This window comes from Microbacterium kunmingense (genome assembly GCF_023155745.1).
Taxonomy (GTDB): Bacteria; Actinomycetota; Actinomycetes; order Actinomycetales; family Microbacteriaceae; genus Microbacterium; species Microbacterium kunmingense.
On the sequence record NZ_JAKNUS010000003.1, the window covers coordinates 337,194 to 355,146 of the forward strand.

Annotated in this window: 16 protein-coding genes; 8 read left to right on the plus strand and 8 right to left on the minus strand. The window is 63.5% G+C overall.

All coding sequences use genetic code 11. The annotated features are described in order from the left end of the window. Positions 1-112: 112 nt before the first annotated feature. Genes MA875_RS06555 through rfbA form a run of 3 tightly spaced genes read right to left on the minus strand, consistent with a single transcriptional unit; the run spans position 113 to position 3,398 of the window. Positions 113-1,531, minus strand: a complete 1,419-nt coding sequence (locus MA875_RS06555) for a sugar nucleotide-binding protein (RefSeq protein ID WP_248241214.1) — start codon at positions 1,529-1,531, stop codon at positions 113-115. After that, positions 1,531-2,529 (minus strand): dTDP-glucose 4,6-dehydratase, encoded by a 999-nt coding sequence (rfbB, locus tag MA875_RS06560; RefSeq protein WP_248241216.1) that lies wholly within the window; start codon positions 2,527-2,529, stop codon positions 1,531-1,533. Before rfbB ends, MA875_RS06555 begins: the two co-directional genes overlap by 1 nt. Beyond that, complete coding sequence (rfbA, locus tag MA875_RS06565; RefSeq protein WP_248241217.1) at positions 2,529-3,398, minus strand: glucose-1-phosphate thymidylyltransferase RfbA; 870 nt, start codon at positions 3,396-3,398, stop codon at positions 2,529-2,531. Before rfbA ends, rfbB begins: the two co-directional genes overlap by 1 nt. A 136-nt stretch (positions 3,399-3,534) precedes the next feature. Here rfbA and MA875_RS06570 point away from each other — a divergent pair, with 136 nt between their 5' ends. The 4 genes from MA875_RS06570 to MA875_RS06585 are packed head-to-tail and all read left to right on the plus strand — an operon-like array spanning position 3,535 to position 7,678. Further along, a complete protein-coding gene (locus MA875_RS06570) occupies positions 3,535-5,583 on the plus strand; it encodes a hypothetical protein (protein ID WP_248241220.1) in 2,049 nt (682 codons plus the stop codon). A 39-nt stretch (positions 5,584-5,622) separates the two neighbouring features. Continuing rightward, a complete protein-coding gene (locus MA875_RS06575) occupies positions 5,623-6,360 on the plus strand; it encodes a glycosyltransferase family 2 protein (RefSeq protein ID WP_248241221.1) in 738 nt (245 codons plus the stop codon). Continuing rightward, complete coding sequence (locus MA875_RS06580) at positions 6,357-6,743, plus strand: DUF2304 domain-containing protein (protein WP_248241223.1); 387 nt, start codon at positions 6,357-6,359, stop codon at positions 6,741-6,743. Before MA875_RS06575 ends, MA875_RS06580 begins: the two co-directional genes overlap by 4 nt. Next, the gene (locus tag MA875_RS06585) at positions 6,740-7,678 is read left to right on the plus strand and encodes a glycosyltransferase (RefSeq protein ID WP_248241226.1); all 939 of its coding nucleotides are present in this window, start codon (positions 6,740-6,742) and stop codon (positions 7,676-7,678) included. Before MA875_RS06580 ends, MA875_RS06585 begins: the two co-directional genes overlap by 4 nt. A gap of 10 nt (positions 7,679-7,688) precedes the next feature. On the opposite strand, the gene MA875_RS06590 is transcribed toward MA875_RS06585, so the two are convergent. Then, complete coding sequence (locus MA875_RS06590) at positions 7,689-8,723, minus strand: polysaccharide biosynthesis protein (protein WP_248241227.1); 1,035 nt, start codon at positions 8,721-8,723, stop codon at positions 7,689-7,691. A gap of 248 nt (positions 8,724-8,971) precedes the next feature. On the opposite strand from MA875_RS06590, the gene MA875_RS06595 reads away from it, so the two are divergent. Continuing rightward, a complete protein-coding gene (locus MA875_RS06595; RefSeq protein WP_248241231.1) occupies positions 8,972-9,730 on the plus strand; it encodes a glycosyltransferase in 759 nt (252 codons plus the stop codon). Here MA875_RS06595 and MA875_RS06600 read toward each other — a convergent pair. Genes MA875_RS06600 through MA875_RS06615 form a run of 4 tightly spaced genes read right to left on the minus strand, consistent with a single transcriptional unit; the run spans position 9,715 to position 15,152 of the window. Next, positions 9,715-10,599, minus strand: coding sequence for a glycosyltransferase (locus MA875_RS06600; RefSeq protein ID WP_248241232.1), 885 nt, complete (start codon positions 10,597-10,599; stop codon positions 9,715-9,717). The two genes, MA875_RS06595 and MA875_RS06600, sit on opposite strands and share 16 nt — an antisense overlap. Further along, the gene (locus MA875_RS06605; RefSeq protein ID WP_248241234.1) at positions 10,596-12,533 is read right to left on the minus strand and encodes a DUF6541 family protein; all 1,938 of its coding nucleotides are present in this window, start codon (positions 12,531-12,533) and stop codon (positions 10,596-10,598) included. Before MA875_RS06605 ends, MA875_RS06600 begins: the two co-directional genes overlap by 4 nt. A gap of 7 nt (positions 12,534-12,540) precedes the next feature. Beyond that, positions 12,541-13,479: a glycosyltransferase family 2 protein gene (locus MA875_RS06610; RefSeq protein WP_248241236.1), complete on the minus strand. Its 939-nt coding sequence runs from the start codon at positions 13,477-13,479 to the stop codon at positions 12,541-12,543. Further along, entirely contained in the window at positions 13,473-15,152 is a 1,680-nt protein-coding gene (locus MA875_RS06615) for a glycosyltransferase (protein ID WP_248241376.1), read from the minus strand. The genes MA875_RS06610 and MA875_RS06615 overlap by 7 nt, the downstream gene beginning before the upstream one ends. Positions 15,153-15,304: 152 nt before the next feature. Between MA875_RS06615 and MA875_RS06620 the strand changes: the two genes are divergently transcribed. From MA875_RS06620 to MA875_RS06630, 3 genes are read left to right on the plus strand one after another with little or no spacing between them, the layout of a single operon-like run. Continuing rightward, positions 15,305-16,171 carry an ABC transporter permease gene (locus tag MA875_RS06620; protein WP_248241238.1) on the plus strand — a complete coding sequence of 289 codons (867 nt, stop codon included), beginning with the start codon at positions 15,305-15,307 and terminating at the stop codon, positions 16,169-16,171. Next, positions 16,155-16,901 carry an ABC transporter ATP-binding protein gene (locus MA875_RS06625; RefSeq protein WP_248241240.1) on the plus strand — a complete coding sequence of 249 codons (747 nt, stop codon included), beginning with the start codon at positions 16,155-16,157 and terminating at the stop codon, positions 16,899-16,901. Before MA875_RS06620 ends, MA875_RS06625 begins: the two co-directional genes overlap by 17 nt. Positions 16,902-16,960: 59 nt before the next feature. Then, complete coding sequence (locus MA875_RS06630; protein WP_308221507.1) at positions 16,961-17,953, plus strand: glycosyltransferase family 2 protein; 993 nt, start codon at positions 16,961-16,963, stop codon at positions 17,951-17,953.

Here is a 17,953-nt window from a genome sequence, read left to right on the forward strand (position 1 = left end):
GACGGGAGGCCCGTTCGGGCACGCAATGCCGGGCGGGGGCACCGGGCACGAGCGGACAGTCTACCCAAGCCGCCTGAGGAGTCCGCCGTGTGTGCGGCCGTCGCGCCGCTGACTAGTCGCGAGGCGTACCCAGGTACTCCAGGAGGGACGCACGGCCGTCCGAAGGCGCGAAACCCGTCCCGGTGATGCGGGCAAGATCGAGGACGCTGTTCCGTGGGCGCGGCGCGACGGGACCGGTCGCCGTACCGAAGTAGTCCTCGGTGCTCACTCCGGTCACCCTCGTCGGATCGTTTCCCGTGAGAGAGAACACGGCACGGGCGACGTCCGCCCACGACATGGCGTCCCCTGACGAGGTGATGTTGTAGGTACCGGCCGGGGCGTTCGTGTCGAGGAGGTGACGGATGCCGTGGGCGATGTCGGCGGTGAAGGTGAGGCGCCCGATCTGGTCGTCGACGACAGCAGGGTCGATCCCGCGCTCGGCGAGCGAGGCCATGGTGCGGACGAAGTTCTTCCCTTCACCGATGACCCACGAGGTACGGACGATGTAGTGACGAGGCACCGTGGACACGATCGCATCGCCGGCGGCCTTGGTCTGGCCGTAGACGCCGAGCGGGCAGATCGGGTCATCCTCCCGGTAGGGGCGGTCGAGCGTCCCGTCGAAGACGTAGTCGCTGGAGATGTGCACGAGGGTGAGACCGTTCTCGGTCGCGAGCCGCGCCAGCGTCGCGACGCCGGTGACGTTCGCAGCCCACGCGTCACGCCGACCGTCGGGCGTCTCGGCGAGGTCGACGGCGGTGTACGCGGCGGCGTTGACGATCGCGCCGTAGTCACGCCAGTGACGCGCAGCTGCGATGCCGGGGTCTGTCAGGTCGAGGTCGGCACGCGTGGTGAACTCGACGTGGCCGGCACCGGCGAACTCCTGGCGCAGGGCTGTGCCGAGCTGACCGGAGGCGCCGACGACGAGGATCTTGCGCGGCGTGATCGGCGCCACGTCCGCGAGGCGCGGATGCGCGAGGTCCTTGGCCGAGATCTCTACGTCCGACAGCGGGATCGGCCAGTCGATGGCGACCGTCTCGTCGGCGAGGTTCAGGAACGAGTACGGCGCGTTCGGCGACCAGTGGTCGTTGACGAGGTAGGTGTAGGCGGTGTCGGCTTCGAGCGTCTGATACGAGTTGCCCACCCCGCGGGGGACGAAGATCGCGCGGGAGGGGTCGAGCTCAGTGGTGAAGACGGCTCCGAAGGTGGGTCCTTCGCGCAGGTCGACCCAGGCGCCGAAGATGCGTCCGGTCGCGACGGAGACCCACTTGTCCCACGGTTCGGCGTGGATTCCACGGGTTGTTCCGACTGCGTCGTTGAAGGAGATGTTGTTCTGCACCGGTCCGAAGTCGGGCAGTCCCAGCGTCGTCATCTTCTCGCGCTGCCAGTTCTCCTTGAACCAGCCGCGGGAGTCGCCGTGGACAGGGAGTTCGTAGACGACCAGTCCGGGGATGGGAGTTTCGATCTCGGTCAGCTGCTTGCCGAACTCGGTCACTACTGCCCCTTCGATGCGTAAAAGGCCTCTACGCCGTCCTTGGCCGGTGCCCACCAGTCCTCGTGTGCGCGGTACCAGTCGATGGTGGCGCGAAGGCCCGCCTCGAAGTCCTGGTAGCGCGGCTGCCAGCCGAGCTCGGTGCGCAGCTTGGTGGAGTCGATCGCGTAGCGCAGGTCGTGACCGGCGCGGTCGGTGACGTGGTCGTAGGCGTCGGCGGGCTGTCCCATGAGGGTGAGGATGAGCTCGACGACGGTCTTGTTGTCCTTCTCGCCGTCGGCCCCGATGAGGTAGGTCTCTCCGATCCTGCCGCGCTCGAGGATGGTGAGCACGGCGGACGAATGATCGTCGGCGTGGATCCAGTCGCGCACGTTCTCTCCGCGGCCGTAGAGCTTGGGGCGGATACCGCGCAAGACGTTCGTGATCTGCCGCGGGATGAACTTCTCGACGTGCTGGTAGGGACCGTAGTTGTTCGAGCAGTTCGAGATGGTCGCCTGCACACCGAACGAGCGCACCCACGCCCGCACCAGCAGGTCGCTGCCGGCCTTGGTCGATGAGTAAGGGGAGGAGGGGTTGTACGGGGTCGACTCGGTGAAGCGGGCCGGGTCGTCGAGCTCCAGGTCGCCGTATACCTCGTCGGTGGAGATGTGGTGGAAGCGCGTGCCGTGACGACGCGCTGCTTCGAGCAGCGTGTAGGTCCCGATGATGTTGGTGTCCAGGAACGGACGCGGGTCGTGCAGCGAGTTGTCGTTGTGCGACTCCGCCGCATAGTGGACGATCGCGTCCACCCCGACCGCGAGCTTGTCGACCAACTTCGCGTCGGCGATGTCCCCCTGGACGAAGGTCAGCCGATCTTCGGGAAGGCCCGCCAGAGAAGCGCGGTTGCCGGCGTAGGTGAGCTTGTCGAGCACGGTCACGCGGTGATCGGTGTGCTCGAGCACGTGGTGCACGAAGTTGGAGCCGATGAATCCGGCTCCGCCGGTGACGAGCAGGTGAGTCATCAGCGTCCTCTCTCCAGAAGCTCGAGCAGGTACGTGCCGTATCCGGATTTCACGAGACCCTCGGCGCGGCTGCGCAGTTCCTCGTCCGACAGGAAGCCCTGGCGCCAGGCGACCTCTTCGGGAACACCGATCCGCATCCCGGTGCGCCGCTCGATCGTGCGCACGTAGTCGGCGGCATCCGTCATCTGATCGAAGGTGCCGGTGTCGAGCCACGCGGTGCCGCGCGGCAGCACCTGCACCTGGAGCGCGCCGCGTTCGAGATAGGCGCGGTTGATGTCGGTGATCTCGTACTCGCCGCGGGCGCTCGGCTTAAGATCGCGGGCGATTCCGACCACATCGTTGTCGTAGAAGTACAGTCCGGGTACTGCGTAGTTGCTCTTGGGCTGGGCCGGCTTCTCCTCCAGCGAGACTGCGCGTCCGTCGTCGTCGAACTCGACCACCCCGTAGGCCTGGGGCTCCGCGACCCAGTACGCGAAGACGGCACCGCCGTCGATGTCGGTGTAGCGCTTGAGCTGCGTGCCCAGTCCGGGTCCGTACAGCAGGTTGTCCCCGAGGACGAGGGCGACCTTGTCGCCGGCGATGAAGTCCGCTCCGATGGTGAACGCCTGAGCCAGCCCGTCGGGCGAGGGCTGCTGGGCGAAGGTCAGCGAGACGCCGAACTGCGACCCATCACCCAGGAGGCGCTCGAAGAACGGTGCGTCGTGCGGAGTGGTGATGATGAGGATGTCCCGGATCCCCGCCAACATCAGCGTCGACAACGGGTAATAGACCATCGGCTTGTCGTACACCGGGATCAGCTGCTTCGACACACCCAGGGTGATCGGATGCAGACGCGTGCCGGAGCCGCCGGCGAGGATGATGCCCTTCACACGTCCATCGTGTCACAGCCGCTGAACAGGGCTCGATCGGCAGGGGCGGCTGAGACTTTCGCAAAAACACCGCGTGTCACATCAGTCACAAAAACCACAGTGGTAATACAGGGCAACTTCCGCAACAATGTGGAGCGTGACTCGACTCAACGGCTGGAAGCTCGGCCGACCGCATGCGATCCTCACCGCCGCGTCGCTAGCGATGGGATTGCTCTTCGCGTCTCCCGCGGGCGCCATGGATGACGCGCAGGCGGCGAGCCAACTCGCCGGGACGCGAATCGTGCCGGCAGCCGATCTGAGTCAGTTCCGGCCCGGCAACATCATTTCGGACGACCGCTTCTTCGACTCCTCCACGATGACGGAGTCGCAGATCGACGCCTTCCTCAGGCAACGGGTGAAGTCCTGCCAGTCCGGGTACGTGTGCCTGAAGGACTTCCGCCAGACCACCACGACGAGAGCCGCCGACCGATACTGCGGTGAGTATCGTGGCGAGACATCGGAGACAGCGGCTCGCATCATCGCCAAGGTGGCGCAGGCGTGCGGACTGAATCCCCAGGTCCTGATCGTCACTCTCGAGAAGGAACAGGGTCTCGTGACGCACACGTGGCCATCGGATTGGCGATACACCATCGCCATGGGCCAGGGGTGCCCCGACACCGCGGCGTGCGACACCCGGTACTACGGGTTCTTCAACCAGGTCTATGGTGCGGCGCGACAGTTCCAGATCTACACAGAGGGTCGCTACTTCACCTATTACGCGCCGGGGAAGACCTGGAATGTTCGTTACAGCCCGAATGCCTCGTGCGGGTCTTCTCCTGTCTTCATCGAGAATCAGGCAACGGCGAATCTCTACTACTACACGCCCTACCAGCCCAACGCCGCATCGCTGCGCGCGGGTTATGGACAAGGCGATGGGTGTTCGACGTACGGCAACCGCAACTTCTATCAGCGCTTCGTCGACTGGTTCGGCAGTACGCAAAGCAGAGTCGGTGCCATCGTTCAGGCGACCGGGCGGTCAGAGATCTACGTGGTGATGAACGGACGGAAGCATCACGTGCCTGATCTGGCGATGCTGAACCTTCTCCGGACACGGCTTGGAGCCGTGGCCAGCGTCCCGACCAAGTACGTCGATGACCTCCCCGAGGCGCGGCCGATGTCTCGATACGTGCATGATGCGCGCAGCGGAACTCTCTTCCTGCTGGAACCGGACGGGACAAAGCATCGGTTCGCATCCGCCGCCCAGATCGCGATGTTCGGCTACGCGTTTGCCGATTACGTCGACTTGGACAGCCGAGTGGCCGACGCGTTCCCCACGGGAACCGATGTGGCCTCCTTCATCCAGGTCGCCGGACAGCCCGAGATCTATGTCCTCGAGGCTGGGCAACGACGCCACATTTATGACTGGCCGGCATGGGAGTACGCGAGCCGCGGCCTTTCCCGTTACGTGGCCACCATCGACCAGGGCCCAGCAGGTGCGATACCGGTCGGCGCGTCCTACTTGAAGCCCCATACCCTCGTTCGCGCACAGTCTTCGGGCGACGTGATGCTGGTGATGCCGACCACGAAGGTCCTTCGTATTCCCAGCTTCGCTCTTGCGGCCGATTTCGGCGCCGCCGCCTACCAGGTCGTGCCCGACGCCGTGCTTGCGGGCTGGCAGAGGGCCGAGGGAAGCCTCACCCCCTTCGTCTCGTGCGGCACGCAGGTGCTGGCAGCTGACAATGGGAGCGCCCGCATGACGTCAGGCTCCGTTCCCGCGGGTGTCACGGCGGTTCGATTGACCGAGGCTGACTGCGCCGCGATGCCACGCGGCGGCGTGGCGACCGGAGCGCCCTACTTCGTGCAACCGACTACTGCGGGCGAGGTCTACCTGTTGGATTCGGGGCGACTGCGACACGTGCGCACGTACGAGCAGCTCACCGCGCTGAACGGCCAGCGACCGTTGAGCATCCTGCGATGGTCGAAGACCGTCGTCGATGAGGTCGGTATCGGGGCACCCCTCCTGGCAAACGGGACGTTCGTCCAGTTCCAGGGCACTGCCGAGGTCTACCGAGTCGAGCAGTCGACGCTTCGCCACGTGCAGTCCATGGAGACGCTCGTGAGGTTGGGGAACGGCCGTGTTCCACCCATCGAGGCTCTTCCCGCAGAGTTCTTCTCGGCTTACGTCGTCGGTTCGCCACTCCCCTGAACGGGGGTACGTCCCGGCGGTTGATAGGATCGTCGCACTGTGCCCTATCGAGTGTTGATCATCGTTCCCGCATGGAACGAGTCGCGAAACATCGGTGTGACCGTCTCAGAGATCCGGGCAGCTGGCATCGCACATGACGTGGTTGTGATCGACGATGGCTCAACCGATGACACCGCAAACGTCGCACGATCAAGCGGTGCCGTCGTCATTCCTCTTCCTTTCAACCTCGGTGTAGGAGGTGCGATGCGGGTAGGTTTCACCTACGCGCAGCGGCACGGTTACGACGCGGCGATCCAGGTCGACGCGGACGGCCAACACAACCCGGCTGACATCGACCGCGTCCTCGCCGGGTTGAGTGTCGCCGACATCTCGATCGGCGCCCGCTTCGCCGACGTCGGAGACTATTCGGTGAGAGGGCCACGCCGGTGGGCGATGATCTTTCTCGCGCGCGTCATGTCGCGCGTGGCGAACACCCGGCTGACGGATGCTACCAGCGGGTTCCGGGCCGCGAATAAGCGGGCAATCGATCAGTACGTCAGGTACTACCCCGCAGAGTACTTCGGCGACACCCTCGATTCTCTTGTCGCGGCGTGCCACTCGGGCTTGACCGTGACGCAGGTGCCTGTAGCGATGCGACCTCGCCTCCACGGGCAGCCAAGTCAGGGGACCTTCGCGGCAACGGCTTACCTGCTTCGGGCAGTCTTCGCGCTCACCCTTGCGATCCTGCGTCGGTCCAAACGCACTGGGCTGCGTGTAGCCGGAGGGGCGCAGGCATGATCGTCATCTTCGGCATCGGGCTCGCGCTCGTCATACTCGCAATCGTCGTCTGGATGCTGCTGGCGAGGAAGCTCCGCGAGAAGTACGCGGCGATGTGGCTCGTCATCGGACTCGCTGTGCTGGTACTCGGCATCTTCCCCGAGTTGCTCCTCGGGTTGACGCGGCTGCTGGGTGTTCAGGTTCCCGCGAACCTGCTCTTCGCTCTGGCTATCGTCCTCTTGCTCGGCGTGACATTGCATCTCTCGTGGGAGTTGTCCCAGGCTGAGGAGGAGATCCGGCGGGTCGCCGAAGAAGCTGCGATCTCACGAGCCGAGCTGGAGAGCCTCGAGGCACGGATCGCAATGCTCGAGAGCACCGAAGGACGAGCTGGGCAGGACCCGTGACTTTGGAGCCCGTCTGGGCGGTGATCACCTCATACCGACCAGACTCAGGACTGCTCAGTGCGATTGAATCGATCCGCCATCAAGTCACTGGGGTCATCGTCGTGGACGACGGGAGCGAGCCTGCTGCTACTCCCGTGCTCGAGGCGGCACGGGCGACCGGTGCCATGGTCCTGGTGTCGGAGATCAACCGGGGCATCGGGAACGCGTTGAATCGAGGCATCTCGGCGGCCATCGATGCCGGCGCCGCCGGGATCGTGACTCTCGACCAGGACTCCCGGGTGCCGCACGGATTTGTCGACGCGCTCACATCAGCCCACCGCCGCGCGTGCTCGACCGGCGTCACGCCCGGGCCGGTCGTTCCCGAGTATTTCTCACAGGTGCGTCAGGCGTACGCGCACGACTCACACGGGAATCTTCTCGCGCGAGACGTCATTCAGTCAGGCATGCTTCTCGATTCCGAGACCGTGAAGTCGCTCGGCCCGATGGACGAGGACCTTTTCATCGACCTTGTGGACATCGAGTTCGAGTTGCGGAGCCTCGATGCTAGGAGGCCCGCCGTGGCGGCGCCGGGCGCCCGTCTTGAGCATTCACTGGGTCAGCGCTTCCGACGAAGAGGTCCGCGTCTTCCCGGTGTCCCCCGGGTGATGATGCTGAGCTCTCCATTCCGCTACTACTATCGCGCTCGCAATCGCGTACTCGTGGATAGCCGGTACCTGCGTACTCACACGCGCCGGCTGATCCGGCATTCCCTGCGGGACTATGCATATTTCCTGATCGTGCTGACGCTCGCGAGACCGCGGCGGTCGATGTGGCGCCTGCTCAGCGCGGGATTCCGGGATGGCGTCCGCGGAAGCGGCGGCAAGATGCCTCAGCCGCTCGAACGAGTTGCGGCGACAATTCGGTGGGCAGCTGATCCGCTTCCACGGCCTCGCTGACACAGGGACGTCACTGCGGTCGTCGCGGGAGCCGGTGATACTCGCGCAGCGCGGGAATGATAAGAACGGCCAGGACGGAGAATTCCGAGGCAGCAACACCGAGGGCCACAACGGAAGGTGATCCGATGGCAGATCCGCTGATCATCACCGCAAGTCCCACAATGGCCGCCACTATCGTTGCGGCGAGTACAGTCTTGACTCTGTGTCCTGGGATCAAGAGATTCCGGATGAGTGGCGTCGCCGTTGAGATGCACAGAAACGCGACACCGAAGAGGATACTGGGCAGCACCTGTGCAGCGACTGCCGCCCCAAACAGAATTCCCGTCACCCAAGGTCCGAAGAGGGCTATTGAGGCTCCTCCCGCAACCCCGAGGCCGAGGTGTGCGAGGATGGCGGCTCGATTGCGGGCTCGCGCGTCGCGGGCATGCGGATCGAGCACCCAGGCCTGAAAAGCGTTCGCGATGGCTACCACCGCAAGAATTCCGATACGGTACGCACGGTCCGCCGAGGCGAATGAACTCGCGTCCGTCGGGCTCAGCCCGGCGGTGGCAATCGGGATCGCCGTGGAACCGTATGCGTTACCGGTCGCATCGATCGCAGCGGTGGGAGCGAGGGTTCGGAGAACGTGTCGCAACTCGCGATTCATACCGTCGGCGCGAATATAGGCGAACGCTGTCGACCGAGCGTGGATTGCGTAAAGCGGGAGAGTCAGAACCAGCAGCAGGACGGGATACCAGAGCACGGCGCCGGTGAACGCCACGATGGGCAGCGCAACCAGCGAAGCCGCCAGCTTCGGGAGGGCGTCGAACACCATCAGCCCACGAGGATTTCCTTCGCCGATGCAGAACCACGCGGGGGTGAACCCGCCGGCAGTCATCGCGACCGCGATCGCGATCGATTCCAATCGATAATCGGGGCCGCTCACCAGATAGGTGGCGGCAACGACGGCGGGGAATGCGATGACAGCCGTTACAAGGCGCGAGTGAATGCTCTCATGCAGCACGACAGCTTTCTCGCGGGCGTCGGTCGCACGGGCGACTCGCACGGGCCCGACGATACCCCACCCGAAGAGTACCCCGACCATGCCGAGGATTCCTATCGACTGCCCCGCTGAGAAGTTCGCCCAGCCGTCCGCCCCTACGATCCGAGAGATCACGGGAAGTATGATGAACGGAGCGAACGCAGAAAGGATTGGCGCTCCCGTGAATCCCGCGAGCCTGAGCATGAGCGACCGCATTGCGACGAGTCTACTGGCCCAGGCACACCGCACCGGGCGTCTGAGAATCGATGGGAATGAATACAACCACGCGCGTTAGCGTGTGCATGGCGAGTTACAACGGTTCGCGCTTCATCGTCGATCAACTGCGGTCGATCCTTGACGAGCTCGAAGTCGAGGATGAAGTGATCGTCGTCGATGACGCCAGCTCGGACGACACGGTGTCACTGGTCGAAGGGATCGAGGACGACCGAGTCCGCCTTATTCGCGGAGCACAGAACGTCGGTTATGTCCGAGCTTTCGAAAGAGCCATGGAGGCTGCTCGCGGCGATGTCATCTTTCTCGCCGATCAAGATGACGTGTGGGTCTCCGGCCGCAGGGCGGTGTTGCTTGGGGCACTTGACGACGCCGATCTCGCGGCCTCGAATCTCAGATTGCTCCACTCAGGCGACCCGCTTCCCTCGCCTATCACCCGTCGCCCTTGGATGCTCAGCGCGTCAAGCTCTGCGCGGTGGACCTGGAACCGACTGAGGATCCTCTTGGGCATCGCTCCGTACTACGGCTGCGCCATGGCGATGACGAGGAGCTTCAGCGACTTGGCTCGTCCATTCCCCAGGTTTCTGACCGAGTCGCACGACCTCTGGTTAGCCATCCTCGCGAACACGCAACACAGCGTCCGCCACGTTGAGACAGCCACCTTGCTCCGACGGATACACGATTCGAATTCATCGCCATCACGTCCGCGTGGAGTAGCCCCAGCGTTGCGCTCACGGATCATGCTGATCCGCGCGGTGCTCGAGGCGCGGAGGCGAGTGCGAGCTCACCCCGCGATGTGAGCAAGCGCGGCGAGAATCGCTTTTCGATTGCCCTTGCGCAGGATCCGCGGCAGCTCAGCCAATGCGTGAAGGCGCGACATCGGACGGAGCCGGGCTGCTCGTTCCGCACGCTTCCATCCAGCCTCTCGAGCCTGATCTCTGGCGTCGTGATAGTAGCGACGTTCATCGCTGAACCTGACCCCGTTGTACAGGGCCAGTTGGGAGGCGCTGGAGTCGTGACGTCGATAGACGAAAGCAGGCGCTGGCGTGCGGACCAGTACCCCGCTGTCGAAGGCGATGTCCACTAGAAGGGCGAGATCCTGGATTACGGCCAGGTCGTCCCGGAAGTCGTAGCGGCGGATCGTCTCCGTCCGGAATGCGAGTGACGGCCAGTACAGCCAGTTCCCTCGCAGGAGGCTTGCCACGAGGTCTTCCCCCTGGATATGGGAAGTCTGTTTCGCGCTCGGAGCCAGCACCCCCTTGACCCTGTCGACGAGTGGCATGACGCGGGCACCATCTCCGTCCACGATCTCGACGCCAGGTTGGATGATGTCGGCGTCGGGATGTTCTCCCGCGGCCGCGAGCACGGTGCTCACGTAGTTCGGCAGGAGGCGATCATCGAAACCCATGATTGTCACCCAGGGTCCATCAGCCACGTTCACCGCCTTGCGGAAATTCGCCGTGATGCCGAGATTGACAGGATTCCTGATATATCGCACCCGCGGATCACTGATGCCCCCCATGAGGAGACCGGCATCCGGCGACGGATCACAGTCGTCTATGACGGTGAGACTCCATCGCTCGTCGGACTGTGCGAGGACGCTGTCGACCGCCGTCTGGAGGAGACTCACCTCACCCCAGTAGGGAATGACGATCGAAACAAACGTCACTTGTTCACCTCGTCCAAGCCGCAGGACACGACTCGGTAAAGTCTTGCTTCGCCTTCCTCGGCGACGAGCTCGACGAACGGGGAATTCGCAAGCTCGTCGAGCCCCGAGTAGTCGCCTTCGTTCGGCATGAATTCCTCGGGGCCAAAATCGAGGATGAATCTGACATCGGTCTCCGCCAACGCGTCGCAGACCTGCGGAGAGTCACCTTGCGAATCGAACTCGGTATTGATGACGTGCGCCGCATCCGTTTCGTCCATCAAGAGATGGGGCATGAGCACACGACGTCCCGAAATCCCGTAGGCGAAGGACGCGCCCGTCCAGGGATTCGCCGCGATGACCTCCCCCTCGGGCACCAGCGCCGATATTCGATGCATGAGTGCGTACTCGTCCGGAGTTAGGATCGGGCCTCCTGCGCGAAGTTCGTATGTGAACTCAATGTCTGCGGCAGCTTGGCGAATGGCCTCCCCCTGAGTGAGTACGAGCAGAACACCCCCCACGACGGCCAGCGTCACTTTCGACAGCCTCGACGTCCGGCGCCTCAGCGCAACCGCGCCGATTCGGCGACCGACGAAGCGGCTGACTGTGTTCAAACCCAAGACGGCCAATGGCACCACACCGACCGCCCAGACCGACGCAAGTCTCGGAGCGTTGTTGTACCACGGTCCCGTCAACCACATCCGGAGTGTCTCGATGTCCGAGCCGGCAACGATCGCATAGAGCGTCGCCCCGATACCGGCCATACCGAGGATCATCCACCGGGCATACGTCGGACGGCGCACAGCGGAGTACGCACCGACGAGGATGAGCAGAGCGACGACAGTCGCGGCCGGGTATTCATAGACTGCAGCCGAAACCACCTCGCCGATGGCTTGCGGGAACCGCTCTATTCTCGGCCAGTAGATCTGGCTGAGCGGGGGGCGCACGATCCACAGCACGAGGATGCCGAATCCCACATATCCGCCCAGCGCCACCAGCCATAGCCATCGGCGGCTACGGCCCGTGACGAAGCCATGAATTGCGAATCCCACGACAAAGGGCACGCTCAGCGCGAGAAACGCCAGGAGGGCTCCGGGGTGCGCAATGGCCGTACCCGGCACCAGAAGAACGAGCATCAGCACCCAGAACATGCGAGGCCCGAACTGTGGGCCTGGACGAAGCAGGCGGAACGCGCTGGCAAGAATTACCGGCACGCACGCGAGGCCGAGAAAGAGAGGATACAGAACGCCGTAGTGCAGAGGGAGATATGGGAAGGCGGGCAGAGATGCCGCGAGCACGCCGGACCCGACGACGAGCATTGGACGAGACCCCAGCATGGTTCTCGTCAGGAGCATCACTCCGAGCGGCCAGACAAGCGCTGCGATGACGAAGATGAGAGCGTTCGTCGCGGATGCCGCAGACGCGCCCGTGAGCTGAACGATGAGCGACGCAAGAGCGTGCCACCCCGACGGATAGAAGGGCAGCCCTTCCGGTGACGTCATGTTTCCGAGCCACAGCGGTGAAGCGTTGCCCGTATCGATGACGAACTCGATCGCATTCAGATGGAAGAAGTTGTCGTACCGCTGCGAGATCCAGCCCGGGTCACCGATGCTGCGGAACAGGACGAAGGCGATGGTTGCGCCACCCAGAACTGCACCGATCGCGGTGGCGAATGATCGCGACGGGAGCCTCACGGGGCACGGAGTGACCCATCGCGACCACGCCAGGGCCGCGACAACAGCGAGTGCGGTCAGGCCCAGGACCGGCGGCAGTCCCCACGGAAGGCCGAGCCACGGCGCGATAACCGCCGCGACTGACACGAGCGAAACAGTCAATGGCGCCGACGCGGCGACGAGCCAGGCGCCCCGCAATCGCAACGCGGCTCCAACCGCCATTCCCGGCAACCACAGCAGGACGAACGTCGCGAGCAGGACCGGGATGAATTCGAACCAACCCATCGGCACCCTACGAGTCCACGTCGACGAGCAGCGAATCGCGGACGGCCGAGCGTCGAGGCTCCGGGTACCGAACGCTGGGGTTGAACGTCACGCCTGACAGCCACTTGCGCATCAACCGCGCGCGCAGACTCACGGGGACCCGACCACGGTGAAGACTGACGAAGAGCCGAGCACCGAACTCGAGGAAGTAAAGAATTCCTCGGTGATGGAGCTGGTAAGACGCTTCGTTCCTGACGCCGTACTCGAACTTCCAGGCGCTCTTCGCGTCGACCATCGCAAAGTTCACGCCGCGGTTGTCGCCCATGTCATGGACGACCACGCTGTCTAGAACCTGCACGCCGGGACAACGGCGAGTGAGTCGTAGCGTGTACTCCCGATCGTCGAACCAGATGAAGTACTCCGCATAGGGCAGCCCATACTCGGCGATAACCCACCGAGGAATGAGCACCGACACGAAGGAACAGGCGGTCACCATGACATTGCGCTGACCCTGGACCAGGAGTCGACCCCAATCCCACGTCGGAAGAGGGTTGTTCATCTCGCAGATGTTGCCGTCGGTGTAAGTGACGACCGAGCAGGCGAACGGCACGTCCTGTCCCAGGGCCTCGACGGCCTCGTCGAAGCCATCCACCAGTCGGGCCAGCGCCTCGGGCTCCGGGTAGCAGTCGTCGTCCATGATCCAGATGTGATCAGCTCCGAGGCTGTATCCGCGTCGCATGCCCTCAGTGAATCCGCCCGCTCCCCCGGTGTTCTCCGGCATCGTGACCACGACGAGCGGAACAGTCGTGCTGAGGGACGCCAGGTACTGATCGGTGCCGTCCGTGGAGGCATTGTCCACCACGAGCAGCGTGGAGACAGCATGCGTCTGGCGCTCGATGGACGAAATGACCTTCTTCAGCTTCTCGAGTCGGTTGTAGGTGACGACCACCGCTGCCACGGTCACCATGCGGTCACCACGTTCGTGAACCACTCTGTTGCAGACGGGTGTGACAACAACGTGTTCTCTGCCTCTCGTTCACTTCGCCACAAGTCGTACCGGGCCTGTTCGTCGCGGGCGAGCCACGTGACTTTCGCGGCCAGCTGTCCCACCGCCCGATGCGCATTTCGAGACGTCAACGCCCTCGGGGGAATCACGTCTGCCTGGGCGCCCACGTCCGTTGAAACCACCGGAACCCCGTGTGCGATGGCTTCTAACGTCGTAAGAGTCAGTCCTTCGTTATGCGAAGGAATGACCAGGAGATGCGCATCCGTCAGTGTTTCCACGACAGGAACGGCAGATGTCCGGCGCTCGATTGTGCCTTCCAGCCCCAGGGCACGGATGAAGTGATCGATTGCCCCTGCCATATCGCCGTCGCCGTGCATGATGAAGCGGACACGGACGCCGGCCCGGCGAAGTCGGTGCGCCATCGCCACGAAGACCTCAGGGGCCTTCTGCCGAGCCATACGGCCGATGAAGGCGACGGTGAACGGGTCCGCGTCGTCCCTGCGGCGAAATTCCTCGGAGCGGTCCGCGACCGTCAGGCCAACGAGAGGCGCCATGATGACCTTCTCCCGAGGAATGCCCTGGGTTTGTGTCATCCATCGTTCGAGCGCAGGGGAGATCACATGGTGGGTTGTGATCACCTCTTCCACAAGAGCGCTGCTCATGGGGTAACCACCGCCGCGGAACTCCAAGATGTGAGTCGAATCCACGATCGGAATGTCAGGGCGGGAGTCCGAGATCCAGTGGAGGCGGTCGTAAAGCCACTGGTTGTGGTGCACGACCACGCCGCGGATGTCAAAGGAGCGGAGGATGCCGCGGAGAAGCTGCTCGACGCCTGGGGTCTGCGATCGCGCCGTCGGTTCCGAGAACGGGATGAGCAGAGCTCCGTCGAGTTCGGGTCGGGCCAGCCAGGGGTGGTGGGACTCTCTGTTGCTGAGCACGATGGGAAGCAGCCCTGCCTCGCGCACGAGACGGACAGTTTCGAAAGCCCAGCGCTCCGCTCCGCCCATTTCGAACCAGTGCATGCCGACGATGACGGCGCGGGGCGCACCGTCTGGTGGAGTTGGCGCGGGAATGATCGAGAATTCCTCGTGGACCCCGCCCGGCTCGAATTCCTGGTGAAACTGACGGCGAGGCGCGCGCCGCATGTAGCTTCTGTGACGAAGGAGTTCCAGGTCGCGCGCCTCGTCGTAAAGAAGCGGGGCACGAAGACGGACGTCACGCAGTACACGCCGGATCGGGTTGGGCGAACGGTCTCTTGGCGGGTCGTGCGCGAGCACGTCGTCTCGCGAGACGTGGATGTGGCGAACGGGGCGTTCGGCCAAGGACGTCGCGTATGCCTCGCCCGGTTGCGGTTGCCTCTCCTCGGCCTCGATCTCGCTTTTCATCCCGAGCGAAAAGAGCCGGCGGCGGAAGGCGCGAGACAATCCCGTGAACGTCGCGTCGTCGGTCGTCCGCGGAAGGGTTTCCCACGACCCGTCGTATGCGTGCACCGTGAGTTCCCTCGAAGGCGCCATGAGGGCATGAAAGTTGAGCGCTCCGACGAGGAGGCGGCGCTCCCTCAGCGACAGATCGCCGGGGACATCTGCGGCGTCGGGAAGGGAGAACAGAGCAGGCTGGCCGAGGACGAGTGGCATGGTCACGACAGGTCGCTCTCTCGGTGGGATCGGTTCGGACGGCCGGGCGGCAGACTGACGAAGCCTAGCAACGCGTGCTTGGAGCAACCCGACAGCCACGCCTCAGTAGGATGAGACGGCCCATACCGGGCCCCGATCTCCATGAGGAACCAATGTCTCGCGCCCTGACGGACACCACCGCGCTGGAGCAGCCCGGCCGCAGCGTCGGACTGCTCGACGTCTTTCGGCGGCGCTATCTGCTTTCGCTGATCGTTCGGAAAGAAGTCCAGATCCGGTATCGCGGATCAGTCCTCGGCTGGGCGTGGTCGTACGTGAAGCCCCTCGTCCAATTCGTCGTTTTCTACGTCGCGATCGGCGTCTTCCTCGGGATGAACGGCCGAGTCGACTTCTTCCCCATCTACCTGCTCGCGGGCATCACCGTGGTGACGTTCTTCAACGAGGCCTTTGCGAACGGCACCCGGTCACTTGTCGACAACGCGGCACTCATCAAGAAGATCTATCTCCCTCGGGAGATGTTCCCCGTCTCCAGCATGATGATCGCTGCGGTGAATTCGCTTCCGCAGATTCTCGTCATCATCGTCATCGCGCTGTTCTTCGGATGGGCACCCTCCCTGGCACACATTGCCGCGCTCCTCCTCGCTCTCGCGATCGTCGCCTGCCTGGCGACCGGGCTCGGTCTTCTCTTCGGCGCGATCAACGTGACTTTCCGCGACGCGCAGAGCTTCGTCGAAATCATCGTGATGATGTCCGTTTGGGCATCGCCGGTCATGTACCAGTGGGAGATGGTCGCGGGGCAGCTACCTGAATGGCTCTTTACGGTCTACCGACTCAACCCCATCACCCCCGCGGTAGAGCTCTTCCACTATGGGATCTGGTCGCCGCTCAACCCCCGCAACGGACAGTTGTTGCCCGATCTCTGGCTCTTCTCCGGGATCGCGATGGCAACATCCCTCATCGTGCTCGTCGTCGGGCAACTCGTCTTCCGCAGATTGGAGGGGCGCTTTGCTCAAGACCTCTGACCTGACAGGAACAACGTCGAGCATCGTCGTCGAGGACGTGCGAAAAGAGTTCAAGCTCCGGCACACCCACTCGATCAAGGAGACATTCCTTGCAGCCGTGCGGCGGAAACCGTTGACGACGGACTTCCGCGCGCTCGACGGAGTGTCCTTCGCCATCGAAGAAGGCGAGTCGGTTGCCCTCCTCGGCTTCAACGGCTCTGGCAAATCAACGATGCTGAAGCTGATTTCGGGAGTTCTGACGCCGGACCACGGATCGGTCCGAACCCGAGGCAGAGTGGCCGGGTTGATCGAAGTCGGCGCTGGGTTCCACCCGGATCTCTCCGGGAGAGAGAACATCTATCTGAATGCTGCGATTCTGGGGATGACCAAGAAGGAGACGCTGGCGCGCTTCGATGACATCGTTGCCTTCAGCGAGATCGAGCAGTTCATCGATACCGAGGTCAAGCACTACTCCTCCGGTATGTTCCTGCGTCTGGCGTTCTCCGTCGCTATACACACCGAAGTCGACATTCTGCTCATCGACGAGATTCTGTCGGTCGGAGACGAGCCGTTCCAGAAGAAGTGTCTGGCGCGCATCCGCGAGTTGCACGCCGACGGGAAGACGATGGTCGTGGTCTCTCACGACCTCGACATGGTGTCGCAGCTCTGTCAGCGAGGCATCCTTCTTCGCTCGGGGCAGGTGGAGTTCGACGGCGACAGTAAGCGGGCCGTGGAACTGATGCGTTCCTGACCTCTGGTCTAGGTCAACATCGACAGGGAGCGAGCACACTGATTTCACCGAAAGTATCCATCGTCGTTCGTACGAAGGACCGACCCGACCTGCTCAGCCGTGCGTTCCGGAGCATCCTGCACCAGACGTACAACGACTGGGAGTGCATCGTCGTGAACGACGGGGGTGATCCGGCCGTCCTGGAGGGTGTGCTCACGTCGGTCCAGATGGATATGGACGAACGGGTCAAGATCATTCGGAACGAGGAATCGTTGGGACGCTGGCCTGCTGCGAACGCAGGAATACGCCAATCCGCTGGTACCTACGTCGCACTCCATGACGACGATGACTCATGGCACCCACGCTTTCTCGAAGCGACCGTCGGCTTTCTGGACGTGAACTGCGACGAGCTAGGGGTGATTGCGCGCGCTGAGGTGATTCACGAGGCACTTCGCGGAACGGAGGTTGTGGAAGAGGGCCGATACATCCTGGAGGAGCACAATCCGGAAGTTCTCCTCGTCGACCTCCTTCACTTCAACCGATTCGTGCCGATTCAGTTCCTCTATCGCCGAAGCCTCCACGACCAGTTCGGTCTCTACGACGAGCGACTCCCGGCGGCTGCGGACTGGGCGTTCAACCTGCTGGTGTGCTCGGCGAAATCGATTCGATACGTCTCCGGTGAAGTGCTCGCCTACTGGCATCAGCGTCCGTCGGAGACGGGCCCGGAGGGAAACAGCGTCTTCGCAGCCACCGACGATCATGAGAGGGCGGACCGGGCGTTTCGAGATGAGCAACTCCGCGCCTTCATCGCGACGCACGGTGCCGGACTTCCCCTCATCCTTGCGTCACAGAAAGACGCGATCACGTTGCGCGCTGAGCAGACGGATGCCCGGCAGGATCGGCACACTGAAACGCTTCTCGCTGCGATCAGGGAGCAACAAGCGCGGCTCGAGCAATTGTCCACATCCGTCGACAGGATCCAGCATCACCTCGATCGGATGTTGGACACACGCATCCGCGGATTCCTGTGGCGACAGAAGCAGCGCCTCAAGCAAAGGCGCTTCCGCCTCTGA